Origin of the sequence: Roseovarius sp. 217, assembly GCF_000152845.1 — a bacterium.
Lineage (GTDB): Bacteria > Pseudomonadota > Alphaproteobacteria > Rhodobacterales > Rhodobacteraceae > Roseovarius.
Map to the genome: position 1 here is coordinate 331,013 of NZ_CH902584.1, position 19,890 is coordinate 350,902.

Here is a 19,890-nt window from a genome sequence, read left to right on the forward strand (position 1 = left end):
ATCAATTGTCGAGATAAGAATTGTCGTACTGCAACTGCTCGTGCAGCGCGGCAAGCCACGGCGACGCCTTGACGCCCCATTTCTTTTCAAGCTCAATCAGCGTGCCGTCCTTGTGCCAGTTATAGGCCATGCCGGACATGAAAGCGCCCCAGATGCCGTCCTTTTCCTCAAGCGGCACAGCAACGCCCCACGGGTTGGAAAACACCGTGTCTACAGGCATTTCATAGCCGTCCCATTCGCCACTTGCGATGTCTGCCGCAATCGAAGTGTCGTCATAAACCCATGCCAGGCATTTGCCCGAACGCAGCGCTTCCTTCGCTTCGGTGTTGCCGCCAAAGGCCACGACATTCGCACCAAACTCGACTTCCGCGATCTTGTTGTAGAACACGCCCTGCTTGCCGCAAACCGGCTTGCCCTTGATATCATCCCAAGAAGAGATGACACCTTCTTTGGCCATGAGGGTGGGACCAGAGGTCCAATACGCAGGCTCGATGATGCCTACGACCTTGCGGCGGTCAGGGCGGTCGGACATGGCACCAATCAGCAGGTCAACCTTGCCCTGTTGCAAGAATTCCATCCGATTGGCCGAGGAAATCACCACGGTTTCCAAGGTCACGCCCATACGGTCGGCGACCGTTTGGGCGAGGTCGACCTCGATGCCTTGAATGGTGCCCTCTGGCGCACGAAAGGCCCAGGGTTTGAACGCGCCCTGAACGCCGACGCGCAGCACACCACGCTCCAACACTTCTTTGAAACGGTCGTTTACGACGTCTTGGGCAAAGCTCGCTGTCGCAGTCAGTGCAGTGATTGCGATCGTACCGAGCAGTGTTTTTAGAGTGATCATTGGTCTCTCCTTGTTGGGGTCTCTACCGTTAATTTGCCGGCTTTTCCGGTTATCTCCTGTGATCCGAAGGCGCACAGAATTCGGTTTCCTGTCGGGCCAGAAATGCCGCGACCTGATGATCTTTTTCCGCACTGGACCAGCCGAACAGCGGGGCAACAGTGTCGGCCACCCGTGCCGCGTCCTCGCCGCTGATCAACCCGTGCCAGATGGCTCCGGTGCGCCGGGTCAACACCGAATAGAGGTCTGGCGCATGTTCGTGGGTCACGGCGTACTCGACAGGATTTTGGCTAGCTTGGGACACGCCACGCAGGCTGATGGTTGCACGTGGAGGCGGCGGCCCGATCCGTGCTGAAACCTCAGACAACATCCGCCGTCCGGCGCTGCGCAGGCTCATCACTGGCCCCGCAGTCATCGCCAAAACGTTTTCAAACCCCTGCGGTGCCAGATCATGCACACGGCGTTCGCGCGCGCCCATCGGGCGATCTGGGTCTTCGGTGAGAGGGCGCACACCGGCCCAACATTGTTCGATATGGTTTCGCGTCAGGCCGAGCCCCGGTAGCAGATAGTTTGCCTCCGCCAACAAGAAGGCCACATCGTCAGCATCGGCATGGGCGTTCCGCGCATCCCCCTCGAACAGGGTTTCCGTCGGTCCGAAATAGAAACGATCATCGCCCAATGGCAGGCCGTAAAACGGATGCCCGCCCCGATGCACCGTCGCTATTCCGCGATTGGCAAAACCATCGGGCAAGCGCAGAATGATATGCGCTCCCTTGGTGCCTCGTATCAGCCGCTTACCAAAATTCCCGACCTCGTCAGCCCAGCTTCCGGCCATGTTCAGGACTGCACGGGCCAGAATTTCGGTGTTGCCCTCTGGCCCATCCAAAGCCATCCGCCATAGCCCAGAGCCGTCGCGTCCGCGCAACTCGGCTCGGGTCATCAACCGCAGTTTGGCCCCATAGGCCTCCGCGTCCAGCGCATTGTCGATGCAGAGCCGCTCGGGTGCGGAAAACAGGTATTCGCGAAAGCTGACCATGCCGCGAAGCGCGTCCTGATTGCGCAGATTGCGGCCGATGGGATGCGCGCGCGCGGCATCCGCGTCACGGATCGTACGGTCAAGCGATGGCTCCGACGGCCCGATCAGTTGAAGCAGTCGCAACCCCGCGTCAAGTTGCCAGCGCGGAAACGGCCCATCGCGCCAGATTGGAAAGGACAATTCGATGGGCCGTGTCCCGACGTCGGTATCCTGCGACAACTCCGCCCGCGCAGTCATAGCGTCGCGCGCCATGCCCAACGCGCGCGCAAAGCGGATGGGGTGGCGCAGTGCGTTCCATACCGGATTGGGCGTTTCCAGATAGCGCAATCCGCAATGGAGCATCCGCGAAGACCGACCGCTGGCCCCCGCGCCCAAGTCTTCTGCCTCGACCAGCAATACCGCGTATCCCGCCCGCGCCAGTTCACGCAAAGCGGCGGTTCCGTTGACGCCGCCACCGATGATGACAACGTCAAATTCTTGTGCGTCAGACGCGGGACTTGAGCCGGATTTCTGGTTCATGGACCGTATTAAGAACCAGCGGTCATTAGAATCAAAATGCAAAGTTAGCCTTTCAATATACGTTTAGCGCATACTGAAAGGTGTCGCCGCCTACCTCATCTGGGCAAGTACCTCATCCCGCAGACTTTCCGCATGGCCGATCAACTCGGTGGCCAGCACGGTTGGCGTCCGGGTGTCCGGTCGCAGCAATGCAAACCTGCACGGAATCTGAGGAAGAAACGGGCGATAAACAATTCTGGGGTCCGGATTGGCCCATGCCGTGAAGGGATCCACCACCGCCAGCCCCAAGCCGCGCTTGACCATGCTGCACATGGTGGCCGACATCGTGGTTTCGATCAGCTGCTGTGGTACGATCCCCGCGCCCTGCATAATGTCGTCGAAAATGCGGCGAGCGGAAACCGAGACGGTCCAACCGATCAGCGGCTCACGGCGTAGATGGTCGGGGCGTACGACCTCTTCCTCGGCGAGCGCATGATCGGCGGGAATGGCGGCGATATAGACTGTATCTGCAAAAATCCGTGTTCCAAACCCGGAGAGCTGGAACGGCGTTTCAGCAAGCCCAAAATCCACTTGCTGGGTCGCAACCCACTTTTCAACGCTGACCGACATGCGCACGTTCAGCTTGATCCGGGCTTGGGGTCTATCTTTCGAGAACCGCGAAATGACTTCCGGTAGGAAATCCAACCCAAGAGCTGGCAGAGCGGCAATTCTGACACCACCATCCTGCCCCTCTTCCATCCGACGGCTGAAATCATCCAGTGACGACAGGGACACGAACAACCGTTCCACCTCGTCCAGCAATAAATGCGCTGCATGGGTGGGCACAACACGCCCCTTGCGTCGCTCAAACAGCTTCACGCCCACACTGCTTTCCAACTTGTCGATCATGCGGCTGACGGCTGGTTGACTACGGCCCAGATAGTCTGCGGCACCAGATACGGTCCCTGACCGCATGACGACTTGAAATGCCTCGTAAACCGATGGATGCAATTTCATAAATAATCTCTTGGTTTCAGAACGCTATCGACACCAAGTGGCGGATAGAGCGTCGCAATTTTCCTCAGGTCAGACTGTATCTCGTCCACCAACCAGTCTCTCACCGCTTGAACGACATCGGCATTCGCGCCATCGGTGCGCGATAAGATACGGCAATCTCGACCTGGAAAGACCAACTCGTTGACCGCGGGCACTAGGCGTCCTTCGTTCATCCAGTAGCTGACAATGTTCATCCAACCCGCGGCAATACCCTGCCCCACGAGTGCTGCCTGAATCACCACGGCATAGTCTGAGAATCCCAGTTGTCCTTCGCGCCGAAGACCCAGTCCTGGCATCAAGGACGCCACCCCTTCGGTGGCCTCGCCATCCAAACGGATCAACGCGGGCCCATCCTGCGGCGGCGGGTTCAGATAGCCGGGCGCGCAGACCGGAACATAAGCTTCACGCATGACAAAACGCCCCGACGTCTCTGATGCACTGCTATAACGCATGGCAATGTCGACCCCGGCTGTCGGGCCAGTCACCGGACCGGGGATCAGTTGAAAGCGCAGATCGACACTTGGAAAAGCCTGTTGAAACTGTGCGATGCGCGGCATCAGCCAATGCGTGGTAAAGGCGGTAGAAACCGATATCGTAACCTGCGCCTTGCCCGTGCGTCGCTCCTGCAACTGATCGAGAACGCCGTTTATCTGAGAGAATGCCGATTCCACAACCTCTTTCAGCAGCAATCCATCATCCGTCAGTCGGGCTCCGGGCTTGCCACGCAAAAACAGTTGCGCCCCCAAATGCGTTTCAAGACCCGCGAGCGTGCGGCTAACCGCAGGCTGGGTCACGTTCAACTCTTCAGCAGCGCGGGTGAAATTCTCATGCCGTGCAGCGGCTTCGAACACGAAGAGCGCATTCGCAGAGGGCAATTTTCGACGCAATCCATTCATGATCTCAAGTTATGGAAAGTCTCAGTATTTGGCAATTGCTCAAATGGGGGGCTCTGCATCATTGTCACTTCATTACTAACGCCCGACCGGGGCAAACAACATGAGGCTTCCATGGATTTTTCCGCGTTCAAGATGCTGACATTCGATATCGTCGGCACCTGCATCGACTTTGAAAAAGGCGTTTTGGACGCCGTGCGCCGCATCGGTGGCAGTGCCGCCGCCCATCTGTCTGATGATGACATCTTTGGCCCCTACATGGCGGGTCGCGACCTGAACTACGGGCGCTCCAGCGAGGTTTTCGCAGATGTTTACGTGCATCTCGCCCAAGAGCTCGGCCTACCGACCACCCCAGATGCCGCCCGCGACTTTCAGCTTTCAGTCCTAGAATGGCCTGCGTTCGCAGAATCTGTCGAGGCCCTCGGGCGTTTGCGCACGCGGTTCCGTCTGGTGGCGATGACCAACGCGGATCGCACGGCATACTCCGCCTATGCGCATCGACTCGGTCTGCCTTTTCACGACGCAGTGACCTGCGACGAGGCGCAATGCGCAAAGCCGAACCCGGAATTCTTTGCTTTCAACCGTGGTCGGCAATCGGCGCTTGGCTACAAACAAAGCGAAATTCTGCACGTTGCCCAAAGCCAGCATCACGATATCGGCGTCGCTAAATCCTTGGGCTATAAAACATGCTGGATCGAACGACGGCATGATCAGGTGGGCTACGGCGCAACCCCGGATCCGGCAAGCTTTACCGAACCTGATCTGCGCCTGCCCAGCCTCAAAGCGCTTGCCGACGCCGTACTTGGGGCCGCATGATGCCGCTTCCGCCGCCGGCCAAATCGCTTTGGCGAGACCAAGAACCCGCCAGCCCGGACTATCCGGCGCTGCTGCAGGATTGCGCGTATGACATTGCGATCATTGGCGGCGGATATACCGGTTTGCACGCGGCCCACACCTTTGCCGATGCAGGTTTAAGCGTGATTGTGCTCGAGGCTGGAGAGCCAGGGATCGGCGGCAGCGGTCGGAACGGCGGCGTCGTATCCGCTAAATTCCGCCGTGGTTTCAGCGACATTGCCCGATCGCACGGTCTTGAGATGGCGCAACGTATGCACGCCATTGCAACCGCCAGCGTCGAGCATCTGACGACCACTCTCAACAGATTTGATTTGTCGAGCACTGGATTTCGCCGGGTTGGTGCTTTGAAATGCGCGCATTCAGCCAAGGCCCTTTACCACGCTCGGCAAGAGGCAGACTGGTTGCGAAACACTTTGGGCGACACCGGATTGCACGTGCTGTGCGCCGAGGCCGTCGCCGAGGAGACAGGTTCCAGCAGCTTTGTCGGCGGCGTGTTGCAGGATGGTGCCGGAACCATTCAGCCCCTCGCCTATCTGCTGGGCCTATGGGGAGCAGCCAAAGCCCGTGGCATTGGCGTCTTTGCCCAGACCCCCGTGCAATCCATCGCGGAAAAGGGCGAACGGGTGGTCTTGACGACACCGGGCGCAAGCGTCATCGCTGACCGCGTTCTGGTGGCCACCAACGCTTACTCTTGGCTTACTCCAGCGGGAAAGCCTATCGCCCGGAGTATCGTACCGTTCCGAAGTGCCATGGTCGCAACCGAGCCTTTGCCCGACCATCTCGATAAGCTTTTGCTACCCAAATGCCGAAGCTATACCGAAACCCGCCGCATGATGCGCTGGTTCCGCAAGGTGGATGGGCGGGTGATCTTTGGTGGGCGCGGCGCATTGGGGGCCGTCGATGCACCAGCCGCCTTTCGACGACTTGAAGGCGCAATGCTCAAGATTTTTCCCGACCTGCACGATGTGCCGATTGCGCTGCGCTGGTCCGGTCAGGTTGCATTGACCTTTGACGGTCTTCCACAAGCTGGCCTCCTGTCGAACCGCATTGGTTATGCGGCGGGGTTCAACGGTGCCGGTGTCGCTATGTCGGGCTTTGTCGGGGATCAGATCGCCAGGCGCATGACCGGCCAACCGCATCACCTTGCACTGATCGCGCGCGCAAGCATCCCCAAAGTTCCATTCTACCCTTTACGCGCAATCGCTGTTCGCTCGACAACCTTTTTCTACGAAATGCTCGACGCCGCCGGTCTCTAGAAACGGATTCCTCCAAGGGACGCGGTATACCGGTAGTGACCCCAAACTTGTGAGCTAGCGGCCGCATTCTCCAGTTTAAGACCTTGAACTGCCCGAAACCTCTGAGGCTAGGTTTTGAGTGTTCCTGTTCGCGCCTATTCGTTCTTTGGACCCAGCGATCCAAACATGTACTACGAATATTCCACTTCAAGCTAGAATCTCGAAACCCAGGTTTTGCATGACCGACCCGCGACCTCGCGCAGAGCCAAGTTGAACCGGGCGTAGAGCCGGACAACATGCGCAATGGTCCGGGGCGGAAACCGGCGGCGCTTGTAACTGATTGTCTCTGTCTGCATCGCCACCGCCAAAGACCAGATCAATGAACCAGCGACCTTAGACCCGTTAACGTGACAACACCCTCATGCGGCCCGCACCGGAGACCACATTAGGGATGTGGCGCGTCGATCCTCGGGTCAATTCCAGCCGCGCGCGTGGCCCCGCGCTGATCGAGCCGGGAGCGGACACAACGGATTGAACCGCTTCTTTCACGCTGACCCTTTTCTAACCGGGGGCAAAAGATATATAGACGTCATGAAACAGACCCTGTCCCATGGCAATAATCCGATAGTGCGACACAAATGATCCAACATCCGATTACAATGGCCGGGCCCGATGAGGACGCGGGAGATCCTGCGGTCGTGGTCGCCACCCGGCCCAAGACCAAGCGTCCACCGCTCTATAAGGTTCTGCTGCTCAATGATGACTACACGCCGATGGAGTTTGTGGTCGCCGTGCTGGAACGTTTCTTTGGCATGTCACATGCACAGGCGTTTGAAATCATGCTGACGGTGCATAAGAAAGGCCTCGCCGTTGTCGGTGTGTTCAGTCATGAGATTGCCGAAACCAAGGTGGCGCAGGTGATGGATTTTGCCCGCCGCCACCAGCACCCGCTGCAATGCACAATGGAAAAAGAATAACTTGGCCACTGCCACACGCCTGACCATTGCCCTCGCCGACGGGGTTGTTACCATTCCCGAAGCGGGGCGGATTGCCGTTTTCACGCCGCGTGTGGAGTCGGACCTGTCGGCGTTGCCGATGGATCGGGTGCAGGTGATCACCACGCTAAAACCCGATTTCGATTACTTTGCAGGTTTGGGATATGACTGCGCTGTTGCGCCCGAAGGGCGATATGGTGCGGCGATCCTCTGTCTGCCCCGGGCCAAGGCAAGAGCCCGTGCCACGCTTGCAGAGGCTGCATCGGTGACCGATGGCCCGGTGATCGTCGATGGTCTGAAAACCGATGGCATAGAATCGGTGCTGCGGGATTGTCGCCGCCGCGTGACAATCAGCGCGCCGCTGTCCAAGGCGCATGGCAAGATCTTCAGTTTGGCCGCCGGGCCGGAATTCTCCGAGTGGGCCGCGACCGTGCCGAAAGAGATCGAAGGCGGTTATGTCACCGCACCCGGCGTGTTTTCTGCGGATGGCATTGATCCCGCATCCGAGTTTCTGGCCAACAGCCTGCCGCCCAAGCTGGGCGCGTATGTGATTGATCTGGGCGCCGGCTGGGGCTATCTGAGCGCCCGTGCGCTGGAGCGCGACAGCATTGCCCGGCTTGATCTGGTCGAGGCGGACCATGCGGCACTCACCTGCGCGCGCAAGAACGTCATGGATTCCCGCGCCTATTTTCATTGGGCTGACGCCACCCGATGGCAACCTGAGGCGCGCGCCGATGCCGTTATCATGAACCCGCCATTTCACGAGAGTCGCGCCGCCGATCCAGATCTGGGCCGCGCCTTCATTCGTGCAGCGGCGGGAATGCTCAAACCCTCGGGCGCACTCTGGATGGTGGCCAATCGCCATCTCCCCTATGAAACCACGCTTGCACAATGCTTCTCGTCGGTCGCAGAGGCAGCAGGCGATACCCGCTTCAAGATCCTTCACGCCAGCCGTCCCGCGCGGAAAACCCACTAGCGACATCCAGCGCGTACGTCTTGGACCCAGCTCGAAAGGCCCAGCATGTCATTCTCAATCTCTGGCAAAACCGCGATCATCACCGGCGGGGCGAACGGAATCGGTCTCGCGATCGGTCGTCATTTCGTGGACAAGGGCGCCAATGTCGTTTTTGCCGACATGGACGAGGCGCGGCTGATCAAGGAATTGGGTGAGAATGACGATAGCAGCAATGTCCGCTATTTCGCAGGAGATCTGCGCGAGAAATTGACCCAAGCCAATCTCATATCCGCCACAATTGATGCATTCGAGCAGATCGACATCCTCGTGAATGCCTGCCGTCAGATTGTCCCCTCTGATGCACTGAACCCGGATGATGATGCGGTCGAGATGCTGTTGCAGCAAAACCTGCTGACTGCGCTACGGATGAGCCAACAGGTCGCGCGTCGGATGATCAAACAATCCGAAGGCCAAACCGAAGGAAGTGCCGGCACGATTGTCAACATCTCGTCGATTGCCGCGCGCTGCACCCATCCTTCTCTGCTGGCCTATTCGATTTCTTCCGCAGCTCTTGACCAGATGACACGCAGTCTTGCGCTTGCACTGGCACCACATCGGATTCGGGTTAACGCGCTGGCCTTTGGGTCGGTCATGAGCGCCTCGCTCAAGGAAACCCTGCGCGAACACAGCGACTATCGTGCCGACATCGAGTGCCACACTCCGCTCGGTCGGATCGCCTCTGCTGCGGAACTGGCCGAGGCGGTGCATTACCTCGCCTGCGACGGATCGGCCTTTATGACCGGGCAGATCATGACGGTCGATGGTGGTCGCACCCTGCTTGACCCCTGCGCAGCCCCGGCGCACTAATAGGCATCATTGCCTTAGGACAAGACGAATGACCGACGAATTTACCCAACAGAAAACCCGCGCCGCCGCTTGGTTCCGCCAGTTGCGCGATGACATCGTCGCCGCCTTCGAGGGGCTGGAGGACAGTCACGCCAACGGTCCCCTGTCAGACACCGCGCCGGGACGCTTTGAGGTCAGCGACACCCGCCGCCACAGCGAGGACGGATCGGACGCCGGTGGCGGCCTCATGAGCGTGCTGCGCGGGGGCCGGGTGTTTGAAAAGGTTGGCGTCAATGTCTCAGAGGTCTATGGCACCTTGGGTGAGGCGGCACAGCGTTCGATGGCGGCGCGCGGCGTGCCCGGGATGGACAGCGATCCGCGGTTCTGGGCTTCGGGCATCAGCCTTGTGGCGCATATGCAGAACCCGCACGCGCCTGCGGTGCATATGAACACGCGGATGTTCTGGACGCCGCATGCATGGTGGTTCGGGGGCGGGTCCGATCTCAATCCCTGCATCGAGTATCCCGAGGACACGGCGCATTTTCACGCTCAACAACAGGCGCATCTCGATCCGCATGGCATTGACCTCTACCCCACACTCAAAGCATGGGCGGATGAGTATTTCTTTGTACCGCATCGCAACCGCGCGCGTGGCGTTGGCGGAATTTTCATGGATGATCGCAATACCGGCGACTGGGAGGCGGATTTTGCCCTGACGCAAGACATCGGTCGTGCCTTCTTGCCCGCCTATGTGCCACTGATCGAAAAGCGCCGGGTGCAGGATTGGTCAGAGGCCGACAAGGATACCCAACTGGTCCATCGCGGCCTCTATGCCGAATACAACCTTGTCTATGATCGTGGCACGAAGTTCGGTCTCGCCACCGGGCATGATGCGAACGCCGTATTGATGAGCCTTCCGCCGATGGCGAAATGGATCTGACGCCGCGTTAGGCTACGAGCTGTGACAGATCGGACGCTGCCTCGCGCATGATACCGAGATAATCCATTGCCTTCTCGATGCTGAAACGCTGCGTTGGCGCGTGAAACGCCAGTGTCGCCATGAGCCGGTCGTTAACGTCCAAAATCGGGACGGCGAGGGCGATCATGTCCTCCATGAATTCCTCGCGGTCGAGAGAATAGCCCTGAACTCGCACCTGCTGAATCTCGTGCAAGAGGGCGTCAGGATCTGTCAGCGTGTTGGGCGTGCGCGCCTCAAGATCAGTCGCGCCGAGGTATCGCATCAGATGACTGCGCGCGAGCGTACTGAGATACATCTTGCCGCTGGCCGTACAATAAAACGGCACACGCGTACCGATGGGAAGTTGGATACGCAGAGGCCATTCCGTCTCGATCCGCTCAAGATAGATCATCGCGTCCCGATCCGGCAGGGCGATATTGCAGGTTTCGCCGATCTGACGGCTGAGACGTTGCAAAACTGCCTGCCGAGCGGTGCGAATTCGCAGCGATGACAGCACTCCCCCCGCCAAGGTACGCAGGCGCGGCCCCGGCGAATAACTTCGCCCATCAAGATCGCGTTGTAGAAACCCCTCCTCCTCCAACGTGGCAAAGAGGCGGTGGATGGTAGGCTTGGGCAGGCCAATCGCGGCGTTGACCTCGGTCGGCGTGATGGGGACGCCCACGCGCGCAATCTCTTCGATCACCAGCAACAGCCGCAGGTTGGTCGGTATCGTTGCTGAGTCCTCGCCGTCCATGCCTAGCCCATCTTCACCGTTGTGGAAGCAGCGCTGTCGAGAGACCGGGAACCAGTGCGACAAGGAACCAGACCGCGAGCAGAGCCACGAGATAGGGAACCGTGTAGCGCAAAAGCTTGAAATAGGGAACGCCCGTCACCCCAGACGCAACATAGAGATTGAGACCATAGGGCGGCGTGATGAATCCGATCGACGCGCCCACAAGGAAGATCACCGCAAACTGCACCGGCTCGACACCCACGGCATGTGCAATCGGGGCGAGAATGGGTGCAAGGATGATCGTGACCGGCAAGCTTTCCAGCACCATGCCACAGACAAAAACGATGGCCATGGAGGTGAAAAGCACAGCGTAATAGCCGCCCATCGACGTCACAAAGCTGCTAATGGTCTCCTGCGCACCCAGTACCGAAAGGATCTGTTGCATCACCACCGACACGGCGATGAGCGGTGCCAGAATACCCGTGATCTGTGCCGAACGCATAGTGATCGACGGCAGTTCCAGAGGGCTGAATCCTTCTACCACCAGCATTTCCGAGATTTTCTTTTCGCTGACATCGCGGCCCTTGGCCCCGCCCATGAGCGTGTAAAGCGGCAAGCTGACAAAGCCCACGATCACGCAGAAGCCGACGGTCACACCTGCGGCCTCGGTCGGGGAAAACTTGCCAGTGTAGATCCCCCAGAGCACGAGACCAATGGCGAAGAAGCCAAGCCATGCTCCGATGGCTGTTTTGAGCACGCGCATCGGGCTGAGCGCGATCAGAATGCCCCAGCCGTTGCGCCAGCAGATCAGGAACGCGGCCAGCATCATCGCCAGCACCATCAGGGTGCCGGGAATGATGCCCGCGACGAACAGTTCTGAAATCGGCAGATTAAGAAGGAACCCATAGACGATGAAGATGATCGAAGGTGGGATGATGATCCCCACCGTGCCGCCCGCCGCCGCCGTGGCCGCCGAAAAGCGCTCGTCATAGCCTCCCTTGACCATTTCAGGGTGTAACATCGAGCCGATGGTCGCGGTCGTGGCAGAATTCGAACCGGAGATTGCGGCAAAGAGCCCGCAGGCCCCCAGTGCGGCCATGGCAAGCCCGCCCCGGATCCATCCAAGGCACGCATAGGCGAAATCACTTAGGCGCCGCGCAATGCCGGAGCGGTTTATCAGATCTCCGGTCAGGATGAAGAGCGGCATCGCCAGAAGTGCAAAGCCATCGGTGAACACATCTGCCAATGCCCCGCCGATATTCTGCAAGGACATACCAAGCACAAAGGAAATGCCGATGACCCAGTAACCGATGACCAGAAAGACCGGCACGCCGAACATGAAAAGAAAGGTAACTGCGATAGAAATCAGGGTGATAAGGGTTGGATCGGACATCTCAATCACCTCCGATAACGGCTTGGGTAATCAGGGTCTCACCGCTACGGAAGTTCGCAATATCCGTCAGTGCATTCTCGATCACACGGGCCACTAGGGTTATAAACGCTATCGGCACGGAAAGCAGGAACCACCATTGCATGACATTGTCGGTGCCCAGCATGATTTGAAAATTCGAGGCGGAATTGGCGACGACCTTGGACGAGGTGACGACAACCACCCATGAAAATCCGATCCACAGAGCCGCATCCAGCATCAGGCAGGCAATTTGCCCGCCGCGCGGCATGGCGGTTCGAAATTCGGCAAAGGCCAGATGCGTGCGCAGTTTAACGTTATAGCTGCATCCGAACCACGTCATGATGAGAAAGAGAAATGGCGGCAACGTTGTAGACCACGGCACCTGTTGCGAGAAGACGAAGCGGCGGAACACCTCAACGAAAATGATACCACCGATGGCAAGGTAGGAGACGACCATGAGTGTCTGCTCCAGATTGCGCTCGGCCCAAGGGCTGAGGCGATAGAGCAAAAGGACCAACAGGGACAGCGCCAACATCGCAGCGAGACCAAGCGGCCAAACCGCAGGTTGGTTCATCGCCGCGCTCAACATCCAGGAATCGCCTGCCATGAGGGCGCTCAGGATTTCGCCTGTGCCCTGAAACCAGCCGGTCATGCTTGAATCTCCCTTCGGGTCATTCCAATTGCGCAACATCAATCGTTGCGTTGTCGCCCGGGCCACCCGGAGGGCAGCCCGGTTCCTGTGTCAAAGGCTCAGGCCGACCGCCACCACCGGCGCGGTTCGACGTTTTCGGGCAGAGTATCCACCGGGATTTCCCGCGCCACGTCATAAATCGCCTGATAGGTATCGATGCCACCTGACCAGCCATTGAGCCGCTCACGCCACTGCGCCCAAGGCTCGGGGTTGAACTCTGGCGAGCACATTTCCTCGGCGATCTTGATCTGGTCATCCGCAAGAAAGGCCGGGCGCACGTTGTTCTCGGCAAAAATAGTACCGGGCAGTTGCGGATCAGAGAACCCGACGGTCTTGACCAGCGCCGCCTCATTGGCAGCCTGCACATGGACCTGCGCCAGATAGGCGGATTCCATGATCGCATCCTGTAAATGCCCCTCCATCGCGTCGAAGACTTTGGCCGACATCGAGGTATGCTCGGTGCCACAGAAGAACTTGAGATCAACAGACTGGCTGACCACTGGCGACATATTGGCATAGGCCACAGCAGAGGCCCATGTCTCAGCACCGTCGATCAAACCCTGCTTGAGACCATCAAGCGTCTCTTCCCAGGCCACCGGCACCGGATTGAGATTGAGAAGCTGCATGGCGATGCGCCCCAACTGTGTGCCAGTGACGCGGTTCTTGGTGCCGAACAACTCTTCAATCTTGGTCACTGTTGGCTTTTGAGCAAAGGATTGACCCATCTGCAGACCGCGGAGTTCGCAATGCGAAAACAGGAATTTCAGGCCATGCCGTTGCTCCAAAGGCTCGCGTAGGATTTTCTGCGAGGCGGGGCTGTAGAGGAAATGATACTGTGCGGCACGGCTGGGGAACATATAGGCATAATCCAGCACATTGAGATAGGGCGCGCCACCGGCAGAGTTTTGGGTCGAGGCCGCATACATGTCGACGACCCCCAACTGGGTTTTTTCAACACAGTTGAGCTGACCGCAGATCTGGTTGTCGCCAATGAATTCAACGCGAATTTCGCCGTCGGTCCGCTCCTCCAGATCGCGGGCGAATTCCAGAACGCCAGCCCGCTCGATCAGCAGGTTGCGCGCGTTGAAGCCTGAGGCTCCCAGTTTTAGAGTATGTTTGGGTTCTTTCCCGAACCGCTTGTCATAGGTGCTCTCGGCGGCACGCGCCAAAGACGGGAGCGAGACCGCCCCAGTCAGAGCGCCCGCGCCCAACACCACGGATGACAGGCCGAACTGACCTGACAGACGGAACAAATCCCGGCGAGAAATCTCGCTCAGGGCTTTCGATACTTTCATGGTCTCCTCCCTATTTTGCAATTTTGATACTTGCAGTCTCAATAATGATCGAATTATCCTTGATCTGGCAAGGATAATTTTTTCCTCGCGTCAGGATTGAGGAGGGTAGGCAGGAATGTCGGAGATTTCAGCGGATTACGTGATCATCGGCGCCGGTTCTGCTGGATGCGTTCTGGCGAATCGTCTCTCTGCAGACCCCACGATCAAGGTGGTTCTGCTTGAGGCTGGCGGGCGCGACTGGAACCCGTGGATCCATATTCCGGTCGGATATTTCAAGACGATGCACAATCCGAGCGTGGATTGGTGTTATCGGACAGAGCCAGATCCCGGCCTGAACGGCCGTGCGCTGGATTGGCCGCGCGGCAAGGTTCTGGGTGGGTCGTCCTCGCTCAACGGGCTGCTCTATGTGCGTGGTCAACCGCAGGATTACGACCGCTGGGCGCAGATGGGCAATCCCGGTTGGGGATGGGACGATGTGTTGCCTCTCTTCAAACGGTCAGAACGTCAGGAGCGCGGTGCTGATGACTATCACGGCGATCAAGGCACGCTTTGGGTGTCCAATATGCGCTTGCAAAGGCCCATATGTGACGCATGGGTGGCGGCAGCCCAAGAGGCTGGCTATCCGTTCAACCCAGATTACAATGGGGCCAAGCAAGAAGGTGTCGGCTATTTCCAGTTGACCACGCGCAACGGACGGCGTTGCTCTGCCGCCGTGGCCTTTCTCAACCCAGCCCGCAAGCGGTCGAACCTGACCATCGTCACTCATGCTCAGGCCAGCCGCATCCTCTTTGACGGCAGACGCGCAATAGGTGTGGCCTACCGTGACCGCGCCGGACGCGAACATGTGGTCAAAGCGCACGCCGAGGTGATTTTGTCCTCTGGGGCGATCGGATCACCGCAGCTTTTGATGCTGTCGGGGTTGGGCGAAGCGGCTCATTTGCACGATAATGGTATTGAAGTGCGCCATGATCTGCCCGCCGTGGGCCGCAATATGCAGGACCATCTGCAGGCGCGGCTGGTCTTCAAATGCAACGAACCCACCTTGAACGACGAAGTACGCAGCCTGACCAATCAGGCGCGAATTGCTCTGAAATATGCCCTCTTTCGCGCCGGTCCCATGGCCATGGCCGCAAGCCTCGCCACCGGCTTTATGCGTACGGGCGACCATGTCGAGACACCGGATATTCAGTTCCACGTTCAGCCATGGTCCGCCGACAGTCCCGGCGAGGGGGTGCATCCATTCTCAGCCTTTACGATGTCGGTCTGTCAATTACGGCCCGAGAGTAGAGGCGAGATTCGACTCACTTCTGCCGACCCGAGTCACTACCCCAAGATCCACCCGAATTATCTTTCCACTGAAACCGATTGCCGAACCATCGTGGAAGGGATCAAAATCGCCCGCCGCATAGCTCGATGCGCACCTCTCACCTCCAAGATTTCGGAAGAATTCCGCCCCGACCGCACGCTTGATCTAGAGGATTACGAGGGCACGCTTGACTGGGCAAGGCGGTATTCGACCACCATCTATCACCCAACCGGCACCTGCAAGATGGGACAGGGACCGGATACCGTGGTCGATGCACGGCTCCGGGTGCATGGCATTGACGGGCTTCGCGTGGCAGATTGCTCAATCATGCCCGAGATCGTTTCGGGCAACACCAATGCTCCCGCCATCATGATCGGCGAGAAAGCCTCGGACATGATCCTTGCGGACCGCGCTTTGGGCTGAGCGCGCTCAGCGCTTCCAGATTGGGTTGGACCATGCGCGCTTGCCGGACGCATCCACCACCGTGACCCGCAGCCAAGGTGAGGCGGCGCAGCGATGATCAAAGGTAACACGCGCGCGCGTCATCGACTGGCCATGCACTGCCACACCTGCCGATCCATGGCCCAGGACCATCACAGCCGACGCGGCAGAGCATTCCACCTCGATTGCGGTCTCCTCTACGTGGAGCGCGCGAATTTCCGGCCCTTGGCTGGAGTAGAAGAGCCCAGCCTTGAGCGCCTCAAGCCGTGCCTCCGGGCTGTTCTCCTCGGTCTTGACCATGACCCAACCGCCGAAATGATCCGGTTCGGAAAAATGCGCGTCATCGGTGGCAATCAAGCTCAGTCGCCGCCCTTCGCTGAGCAAGAGGTCAGCAATGCCGAACCCGTCGCCGCGATCACAGCCCATATGACAGCCGTGGTTGTAGATTTCGACAGCATGCGCCGCCGTCAGACTGCGCGCATCCGCCAGCGTCAACCCCGACCATTGCGGATGCGCCACCGCAACAAACGCCCCGGCGGCCACCGCGCGCGCGGCAATCTCGGGGCCAGTTTCCTGATCCGGGACCGGCTTGAACTCGGGCGAATTGGACGGGGTGAACGCATCGGGCAGGCCAACCGCCAGAATGTGCCACAGTTCGCCGTTGGCCAGAGCGCCTGAGTGCAGCTCCGCCCCAAGCAGGGTGGAAAAGCGATTGCTGCGATAGGGTCGGGTATCGGTGATCGGATAGCCATAGCGCCCAACGAAATGATCGGTCAGCGCTATGAAATCATAGCCCTCGGCGGCGTAGCGGCGACAGACCTCCTCGGGGGGCAAAACCCCATCCGAGCGGTCCGAATGGGTGTGCAGATTGCCACGCCAGAACCGACCGGGGGCGCTGAAAGTGTCCATCATGCCGAAACTCCATTTGCAGCGCAGCGTTCACGCTCTTTGAGGATCGCCCAGACCACCGCACAGGTGATCGTGGCGATGATGAAGAAGATACCGATAACATTGACCACCGGCGAGAGACCAAAACGCATGCGCGATCCGATTTCCGTGACCAGAGTATGTTGCCCACCAATCGCGAACATGGTTGTGTTGTAATTCTCAAAGCTCTGGAGAAAGGCGATCACTGCCGCCGTGACGATGGTCGGGCGCAGAAATGGCAGGGTGATCCGGCGAAAGGCCTGCAAGGGCGTGGCCCCCAGATCGCGCGCCGCCTCTTCCAGGGTCGCATCTTGTCGTTGCAGACGGGCCATGAACATCAGCATCGCGTATGAGGCAACAAAGGTGGTCTGCGCAAGGATCGCGGTGAACAGCCCCCCTGCGACCTCGAAATTACGCCAGAAGATCACGGTGGAAATGCCCAGAATAATGCCCGGCGTCAGCAAAGGTGAGACCATGACGGTGTAGAGCAGCCCTGCCGCCCGCGCGCCCAACCGCCCCAGCAAAAGCGCGCCCGCCAATCCCATCGGCAGGGCGAGCGCGATCACCGCGCCTGCGATAATCAGCGAATTGCGCAAACCCGACCACATCCGCTGATCGGCCCAGAGTTCACCAAACCATTGCAGGGTAAAGCCCTGCCAGACCGTGACCGAGGGCGGCGAATAGGCATTGAAACCCGCCGCCACCATGATCCCGAGCGGCAGGAACATATAGACAAAGAACACCGCCATATAGAGGCGGAGGATCAGCCCGCTGCCCTGCCCGCTCATTTGGCGATATCCCTCAACCGTACTTTGAGCAGGCCCATCATCAGGAAAATGAACCCGGTGCAGACCACCAGCAAGCTGAGCGCATAGGCCGCCCCGACATTCCAGTTGGTCGCCTGAAAGAAGCGGTTGTAAACCAGTTGCGTGAACCACGGATCAGCAGTGCCGCGCGTCATGATATAGGGCACCGCATAAGACCCCGCCGACAGCATGAAGGTCATGATACAGCCGACCGCGATGCCGGGGCGCGCATGGGGCAGGACCACGCGGCGATGGATCTGGATCGTTCCGGCCCCCAGATCCCGCGCCGCCTCAATTTGGTTCGTATCCAAGGTCTCAAGCACATTGTAGAGCGGAAAAACCATGAAGAGGATATAGGCATAGACCATGGCGACAAAGACGCCCGTTCCGCTTTCGAGAAAGGGCACAGGGCCAATTCCCACCAGTCCCAGTGCGGCATTGAGTGGCCCGCCATAATTCAGGATCATCTGCCAGGCAAAGACCCGCAGCAATTCGTTGATCGCATAGGGGATGACGAGCGCCAGCATGATCATCGCGGCGCGGCGCGGCGGCTCTAGTTTGGCAATGGCAAAGGCGATGGGATAGCAGACGACAAAGGCAATGGCCGTAACGGCCAACGAGGCGAGGATCGTCTTGGCGAAAATTGCCAGATGCGCCTTACCCATCTGTCCGTAGTTGGACAGGGTCCATGTCTTGACGGGCGTGCTTTCCTCGACCTCAAGCGCCGTGATTTCGGTCTGCACCGCATCACGCTCGGCATCAACGGCGGCACGGGCGGCTTCATCCGGTGCGGCGGCGTGATCCAGTGCCAGCACATCAAGGCGATTGTAGAGCGCGTCGATTTTGACCGACAGTTCGGCGGCCCCTTCGGGACGCTGCATGGTCCAGAAAGACTGCTCGATCATGATAATCTGCGGCGCGGCAATGAGGCCCAGAATCCAAATCCCCGCAAGAAAGACAATCAGTGCCGACAGGGGTGCCCCAAAGGCGCGGCGCAATTTAGTCATTGGCGGTCTCACTCAAGGGCAGAATAACCCCGGCCTCTTGCGAAAACCCGAGCCGTAGGGGCCCATCGGGCACGACTGGCCCACCGCCATTGACCCGGTGCACTGTGAGTTGGCTCTGGCCCGTGTCGATTACCAGCGTGGAAAACGCCCCTTCCATATCACGACGCACGAGATGTCCGGTCAGGCTATTGGCCTGAGTTTCGCCCGCCTCCAGCACATGCAGTCGTTCGGGCCGCAAAAAGAGAAACGCCTGCTCTCCAACGCTCAGACCTGCTGTATTGACGGCAACAAAGACCCCTTCAGGCGTGGCGATGCGGGCACTCTGACCGTCCACCGCCTCAATCCGCCCTGTCAGGCGGTTGGTTTCGCCCACGAAGGTCGCAACAAAGGCATTGGCGGGCCGGTGATAGAGGTCATCCGCTGTACCCAGTTGCACCAGCCGTCCGGCATTCATCACCGCCACGCGGTCGGACATGGTCAGCGCCTCGCCCTGATCATGGGTGATATAGACAAAGGTGATGCCGGTCTCGCGCTGCAACTGCTTGAGTTCGGCGCGCATATGTTGCCGCAGCTTGAGATCAAGCGCCGAGAGCGGCTCGTCCAGCAGCAGAACCGCCGGTTCAACAGCCAGAGCGCGGGCAATCGCCACGCGCTGACGCTGCCCCCCAGACAATTCCGAGGGCAGTTTGTCGGCTTGCTCGTCCAGCGCCACCATCTTGAGCAGTTCAAGTGCGCGCGCGCGGCGCTTGGCCTTGCTCCAACCGCGCATCTCTAGGCCAAAGGCCACATTCTCCCAAACTGGCATCAGCGGGAACAGGGCAAGGTTCTGGAAGATCAGCGCGGTGGGGCGATCCGAGGGCGAGATGCCCGCCATCGGCATACCGCCGATCTGCACGCCGCCTTCGGACGGCTCCAAAAAGCCCGACACGAGGCGCAGGATCGTGGTCTTGCCACAGCCTGAAGGGCCAAGGATCGAGAAAAACTCGCCCGCGCGAATAGTCAGGTCCGTGGGATGCACGGCCTGAAACTCGGCAAAGCGCACAGCGGCGGCGGATAGGGTGATCTCCATGCCGCGAGCGGAAACTGTCATTGAGGTCTTTCCATG

At 59.2% G+C, this 19,890-nt stretch carries 19 protein-coding genes and 2 pseudogenes; 7 read left to right on the forward strand and 14 right to left on the reverse strand.

Annotation, left to right across the window (positions count from 1 at the left end; genetic code table 11):
* Position 1: 1 nt before the first annotated feature.
* The 5 genes and pseudogenes from ROS217_RS01625 to ROS217_RS24580 all read right to left on the reverse strand — a co-directional run.
* Positions 2-844 carry a transporter substrate-binding domain-containing protein gene (locus ROS217_RS01625; protein ID WP_009815897.1) on the reverse strand — a complete coding sequence of 281 codons (843 nt, stop codon included), beginning with the start codon at positions 842-844 and terminating at the stop codon, positions 2-4.
* A gap of 49 nt (positions 845-893) precedes the next feature.
* Complete coding sequence (locus ROS217_RS01630; protein WP_009815898.1) at positions 894-2,396, reverse strand: FAD-dependent oxidoreductase; 1,503 nt, start codon at positions 2,394-2,396, stop codon at positions 894-896.
* A gap of 90 nt (positions 2,397-2,486) precedes the next feature.
* Positions 2,487-3,392 carry a LysR family transcriptional regulator gene (locus ROS217_RS01635; RefSeq protein ID WP_009815899.1) on the reverse strand — a complete coding sequence of 302 codons (906 nt, stop codon included), beginning with the start codon at positions 3,390-3,392 and terminating at the stop codon, positions 2,487-2,489.
* The gene (locus ROS217_RS24575; protein WP_254656465.1) at positions 3,389-3,988 is read right to left on the reverse strand and encodes a LysR substrate-binding domain-containing protein; all 600 of its coding nucleotides are present in this window, start codon (positions 3,986-3,988) and stop codon (positions 3,389-3,391) included. Before ROS217_RS24575 ends, ROS217_RS01635 begins: the two co-directional genes overlap by 4 nt.
* 192 nt (positions 3,989-4,180) lie before the next feature.
* A pseudogene (locus tag ROS217_RS24580) lies at positions 4,181-4,327 on the reverse strand (LysR family transcriptional regulator); the annotation flags it as partial.
* Positions 4,328-4,459: 132 nt separating this feature from the next.
* Here ROS217_RS24580 and ROS217_RS01645 point away from each other — a divergent pair.
* Together ROS217_RS01645 and ROS217_RS01650 are read left to right on the forward strand one after the other, a co-directional pair.
* Positions 4,460-5,140: an HAD-IA family hydrolase gene (locus ROS217_RS01645; RefSeq protein WP_254656466.1), complete on the forward strand. Its 681-nt coding sequence runs from the start codon at positions 4,460-4,462 to the stop codon at positions 5,138-5,140.
* Positions 5,140-6,435 carry an NAD(P)/FAD-dependent oxidoreductase gene (locus tag ROS217_RS01650; RefSeq protein ID WP_050766403.1) on the forward strand — a complete coding sequence of 432 codons (1,296 nt, stop codon included), beginning with the start codon at positions 5,140-5,142 and terminating at the stop codon, positions 6,433-6,435. Before ROS217_RS01645 ends, ROS217_RS01650 begins: the two co-directional genes overlap by 1 nt.
* A 230-nt stretch (positions 6,436-6,665) precedes the next feature.
* Here ROS217_RS01650 and ROS217_RS25090 read toward each other — a convergent pair.
* Positions 6,666-6,770, reverse strand: a pseudogene (locus ROS217_RS25090) (IS6 family transposase); the annotation flags it as partial.
* Between the two features lie 282 nt (positions 6,771-7,052).
* On the opposite strand from ROS217_RS25090, the gene clpS reads away from it, so the two are divergent.
* The 4 genes from clpS to hemF are packed head-to-tail and all read left to right on the forward strand — an operon-like array spanning position 7,053 to position 10,150.
* A complete protein-coding gene (gene clpS, locus ROS217_RS01655; RefSeq protein WP_009815904.1) occupies positions 7,053-7,391 on the forward strand; it encodes an ATP-dependent Clp protease adapter ClpS in 339 nt (112 codons plus the stop codon).
* Position 7,392: 1 nt separating this feature from the next.
* Positions 7,393-8,385 carry a class I SAM-dependent methyltransferase gene (locus ROS217_RS01660; protein WP_009815905.1) on the forward strand — a complete coding sequence of 331 codons (993 nt, stop codon included), beginning with the start codon at positions 7,393-7,395 and terminating at the stop codon, positions 8,383-8,385.
* Between the two features lie 45 nt (positions 8,386-8,430).
* Positions 8,431-9,231: an SDR family NAD(P)-dependent oxidoreductase gene (locus tag ROS217_RS01665; protein WP_009815906.1), complete on the forward strand. Its 801-nt coding sequence runs from the start codon at positions 8,431-8,433 to the stop codon at positions 9,229-9,231.
* A gap of 28 nt (positions 9,232-9,259) precedes the next feature.
* Positions 9,260-10,150 (forward strand): oxygen-dependent coproporphyrinogen oxidase, encoded by an 891-nt coding sequence (gene hemF, locus ROS217_RS01670; protein ID WP_009815907.1) that lies wholly within the window; start codon positions 9,260-9,262, stop codon positions 10,148-10,150.
* 7 nt (positions 10,151-10,157) lie between these two features.
* Here hemF and ROS217_RS01675 read toward each other — a convergent pair whose 3' ends face one another.
* The 4 genes from ROS217_RS01675 to ROS217_RS01690 all read right to left on the reverse strand — a co-directional run bounded on the left by ROS217_RS01675 (position 10,158) and on the right by ROS217_RS01690 (position 14,298).
* Entirely contained in the window at positions 10,158-10,922 is a 765-nt protein-coding gene (locus tag ROS217_RS01675) for an IclR family transcriptional regulator (protein WP_009815908.1), read from the reverse strand.
* 13 nt (positions 10,923-10,935) lie between these two features.
* Positions 10,936-12,294 carry a TRAP transporter large permease gene (locus ROS217_RS01680; protein WP_040650288.1) on the reverse strand — a complete coding sequence of 453 codons (1,359 nt, stop codon included), beginning with the start codon at positions 12,292-12,294 and terminating at the stop codon, positions 10,936-10,938.
* 1 nt (position 12,295) lies between these two features.
* Positions 12,296-12,964 carry a TRAP transporter small permease gene (locus ROS217_RS01685; RefSeq protein ID WP_009815910.1) on the reverse strand — a complete coding sequence of 223 codons (669 nt, stop codon included), beginning with the start codon at positions 12,962-12,964 and terminating at the stop codon, positions 12,296-12,298.
* A 98-nt stretch (positions 12,965-13,062) separates the two neighbouring features.
* A complete protein-coding gene (locus tag ROS217_RS01690) occupies positions 13,063-14,298 on the reverse strand; it encodes a TRAP transporter substrate-binding protein (RefSeq protein WP_009815911.1) in 1,236 nt (411 codons plus the stop codon).
* A 115-nt stretch (positions 14,299-14,413) separates the two neighbouring features.
* Here ROS217_RS01690 and ROS217_RS01695 point away from each other — a divergent pair, with 115 nt between their 5' ends.
* Positions 14,414-16,027, forward strand: coding sequence for a GMC family oxidoreductase (locus ROS217_RS01695; RefSeq protein ID WP_009815912.1), 1,614 nt, complete (start codon positions 14,414-14,416; stop codon positions 16,025-16,027).
* Positions 16,028-16,033: 6 nt separating this feature from the next.
* On the opposite strand, the gene ROS217_RS01700 is transcribed toward ROS217_RS01695, so the two are convergent.
* The 4 genes from ROS217_RS01700 to ROS217_RS01715 are packed head-to-tail and all read right to left on the reverse strand — an operon-like array spanning position 16,034 to position 19,854.
* Positions 16,034-16,957, reverse strand: coding sequence for a CehA/McbA family metallohydrolase (locus ROS217_RS01700; protein WP_009815913.1), 924 nt, complete (start codon positions 16,955-16,957; stop codon positions 16,034-16,036).
* Positions 16,954-17,760 carry an ABC transporter permease gene (locus ROS217_RS01705; RefSeq protein WP_009815914.1) on the reverse strand — a complete coding sequence of 269 codons (807 nt, stop codon included), beginning with the start codon at positions 17,758-17,760 and terminating at the stop codon, positions 16,954-16,956. Before ROS217_RS01705 ends, ROS217_RS01700 begins: the two co-directional genes overlap by 4 nt.
* The gene (locus tag ROS217_RS01710; protein WP_009815915.1) at positions 17,757-18,785 is read right to left on the reverse strand and encodes an ABC transporter permease; all 1,029 of its coding nucleotides are present in this window, start codon (positions 18,783-18,785) and stop codon (positions 17,757-17,759) included. Before ROS217_RS01710 ends, ROS217_RS01705 begins: the two co-directional genes overlap by 4 nt.
* Entirely contained in the window at positions 18,778-19,854 is a 1,077-nt protein-coding gene (locus ROS217_RS01715; RefSeq protein WP_009815916.1) for an ABC transporter ATP-binding protein, read from the reverse strand. The genes ROS217_RS01710 and ROS217_RS01715 overlap by 8 nt, the downstream gene beginning before the upstream one ends.
* Positions 19,855-19,890: the final 36 nt, after the last annotated feature.

Coding starts and splice junctions, on each gene's coding strand:
- ROS217_RS01625 (WP_009815897.1), bottom strand. CDS start 844: ATGATCACTCTAAAAACACTGCTCGGTACGATCGCAATCACTGCACTG.
- ROS217_RS01630 (WP_009815898.1), bottom strand. CDS start 2,396: ATGAACCAGAAATCCGGCTCAAGTCCCGCGTCTGACGCACAAGAATTT.
- ROS217_RS01635 (WP_009815899.1), bottom strand. CDS start 3,392: ATGAAATTGCATCCATCGGTTTACGAGGCATTTCAAGTCGTCATGCGG.
- ROS217_RS24575 (WP_254656465.1), bottom strand. CDS start 3,988: ATGCCGCGCATCGCACAGTTTCAACAGGCTTTTCCAAGTGTCGATCTG.
- ROS217_RS01645 (WP_254656466.1), top strand. CDS start 4,460: ATGCTGACATTCGATATCGTCGGCACCTGCATCGACTTTGAAAAAGGC.
- ROS217_RS01650 (WP_050766403.1), top strand. CDS start 5,140: ATGCCGCTTCCGCCGCCGGCCAAATCGCTTTGGCGAGACCAAGAACCC.
- clpS (WP_009815904.1), top strand. CDS start 7,053: ATGATCCAACATCCGATTACAATGGCCGGGCCCGATGAGGACGCGGGA.
- ROS217_RS01665 (WP_009815906.1), top strand. CDS start 8,431: ATGTCATTCTCAATCTCTGGCAAAACCGCGATCATCACCGGCGGGGCG.
- hemF (WP_009815907.1), top strand. CDS start 9,260: ATGACCGACGAATTTACCCAACAGAAAACCCGCGCCGCCGCTTGGTTC.
- ROS217_RS01675 (WP_009815908.1), bottom strand. CDS start 10,922: ATGGACGGCGAGGACTCAGCAACGATACCGACCAACCTGCGGCTGTTG.
- ROS217_RS01680 (WP_040650288.1), bottom strand. CDS start 12,294: ATGTCCGATCCAACCCTTATCACCCTGATTTCTATCGCAGTTACCTTT.
- ROS217_RS01685 (WP_009815910.1), bottom strand. CDS start 12,964: ATGACCGGCTGGTTTCAGGGCACAGGCGAAATCCTGAGCGCCCTCATG.
- ROS217_RS01690 (WP_009815911.1), bottom strand. CDS start 14,298: ATGAAAGTATCGAAAGCCCTGAGCGAGATTTCTCGCCGGGATTTGTTC.
- ROS217_RS01695 (WP_009815912.1), top strand. CDS start 14,414: ATGTCGGAGATTTCAGCGGATTACGTGATCATCGGCGCCGGTTCTGCT.
- ROS217_RS01700 (WP_009815913.1), bottom strand. CDS start 16,957: ATGATGGACACTTTCAGCGCCCCCGGTCGGTTCTGGCGTGGCAATCTG.
- ROS217_RS01705 (WP_009815914.1), bottom strand. CDS start 17,760: ATGAGCGGGCAGGGCAGCGGGCTGATCCTCCGCCTCTATATGGCGGTG.
- ROS217_RS01710 (WP_009815915.1), bottom strand. CDS start 18,785: ATGACTAAATTGCGCCGCGCCTTTGGGGCACCCCTGTCGGCACTGATT.
- ROS217_RS01715 (WP_009815916.1), bottom strand. CDS start 19,854: ATGGAGATCACCCTATCCGCCGCCGCTGTGCGCTTTGCCGAGTTTCAG.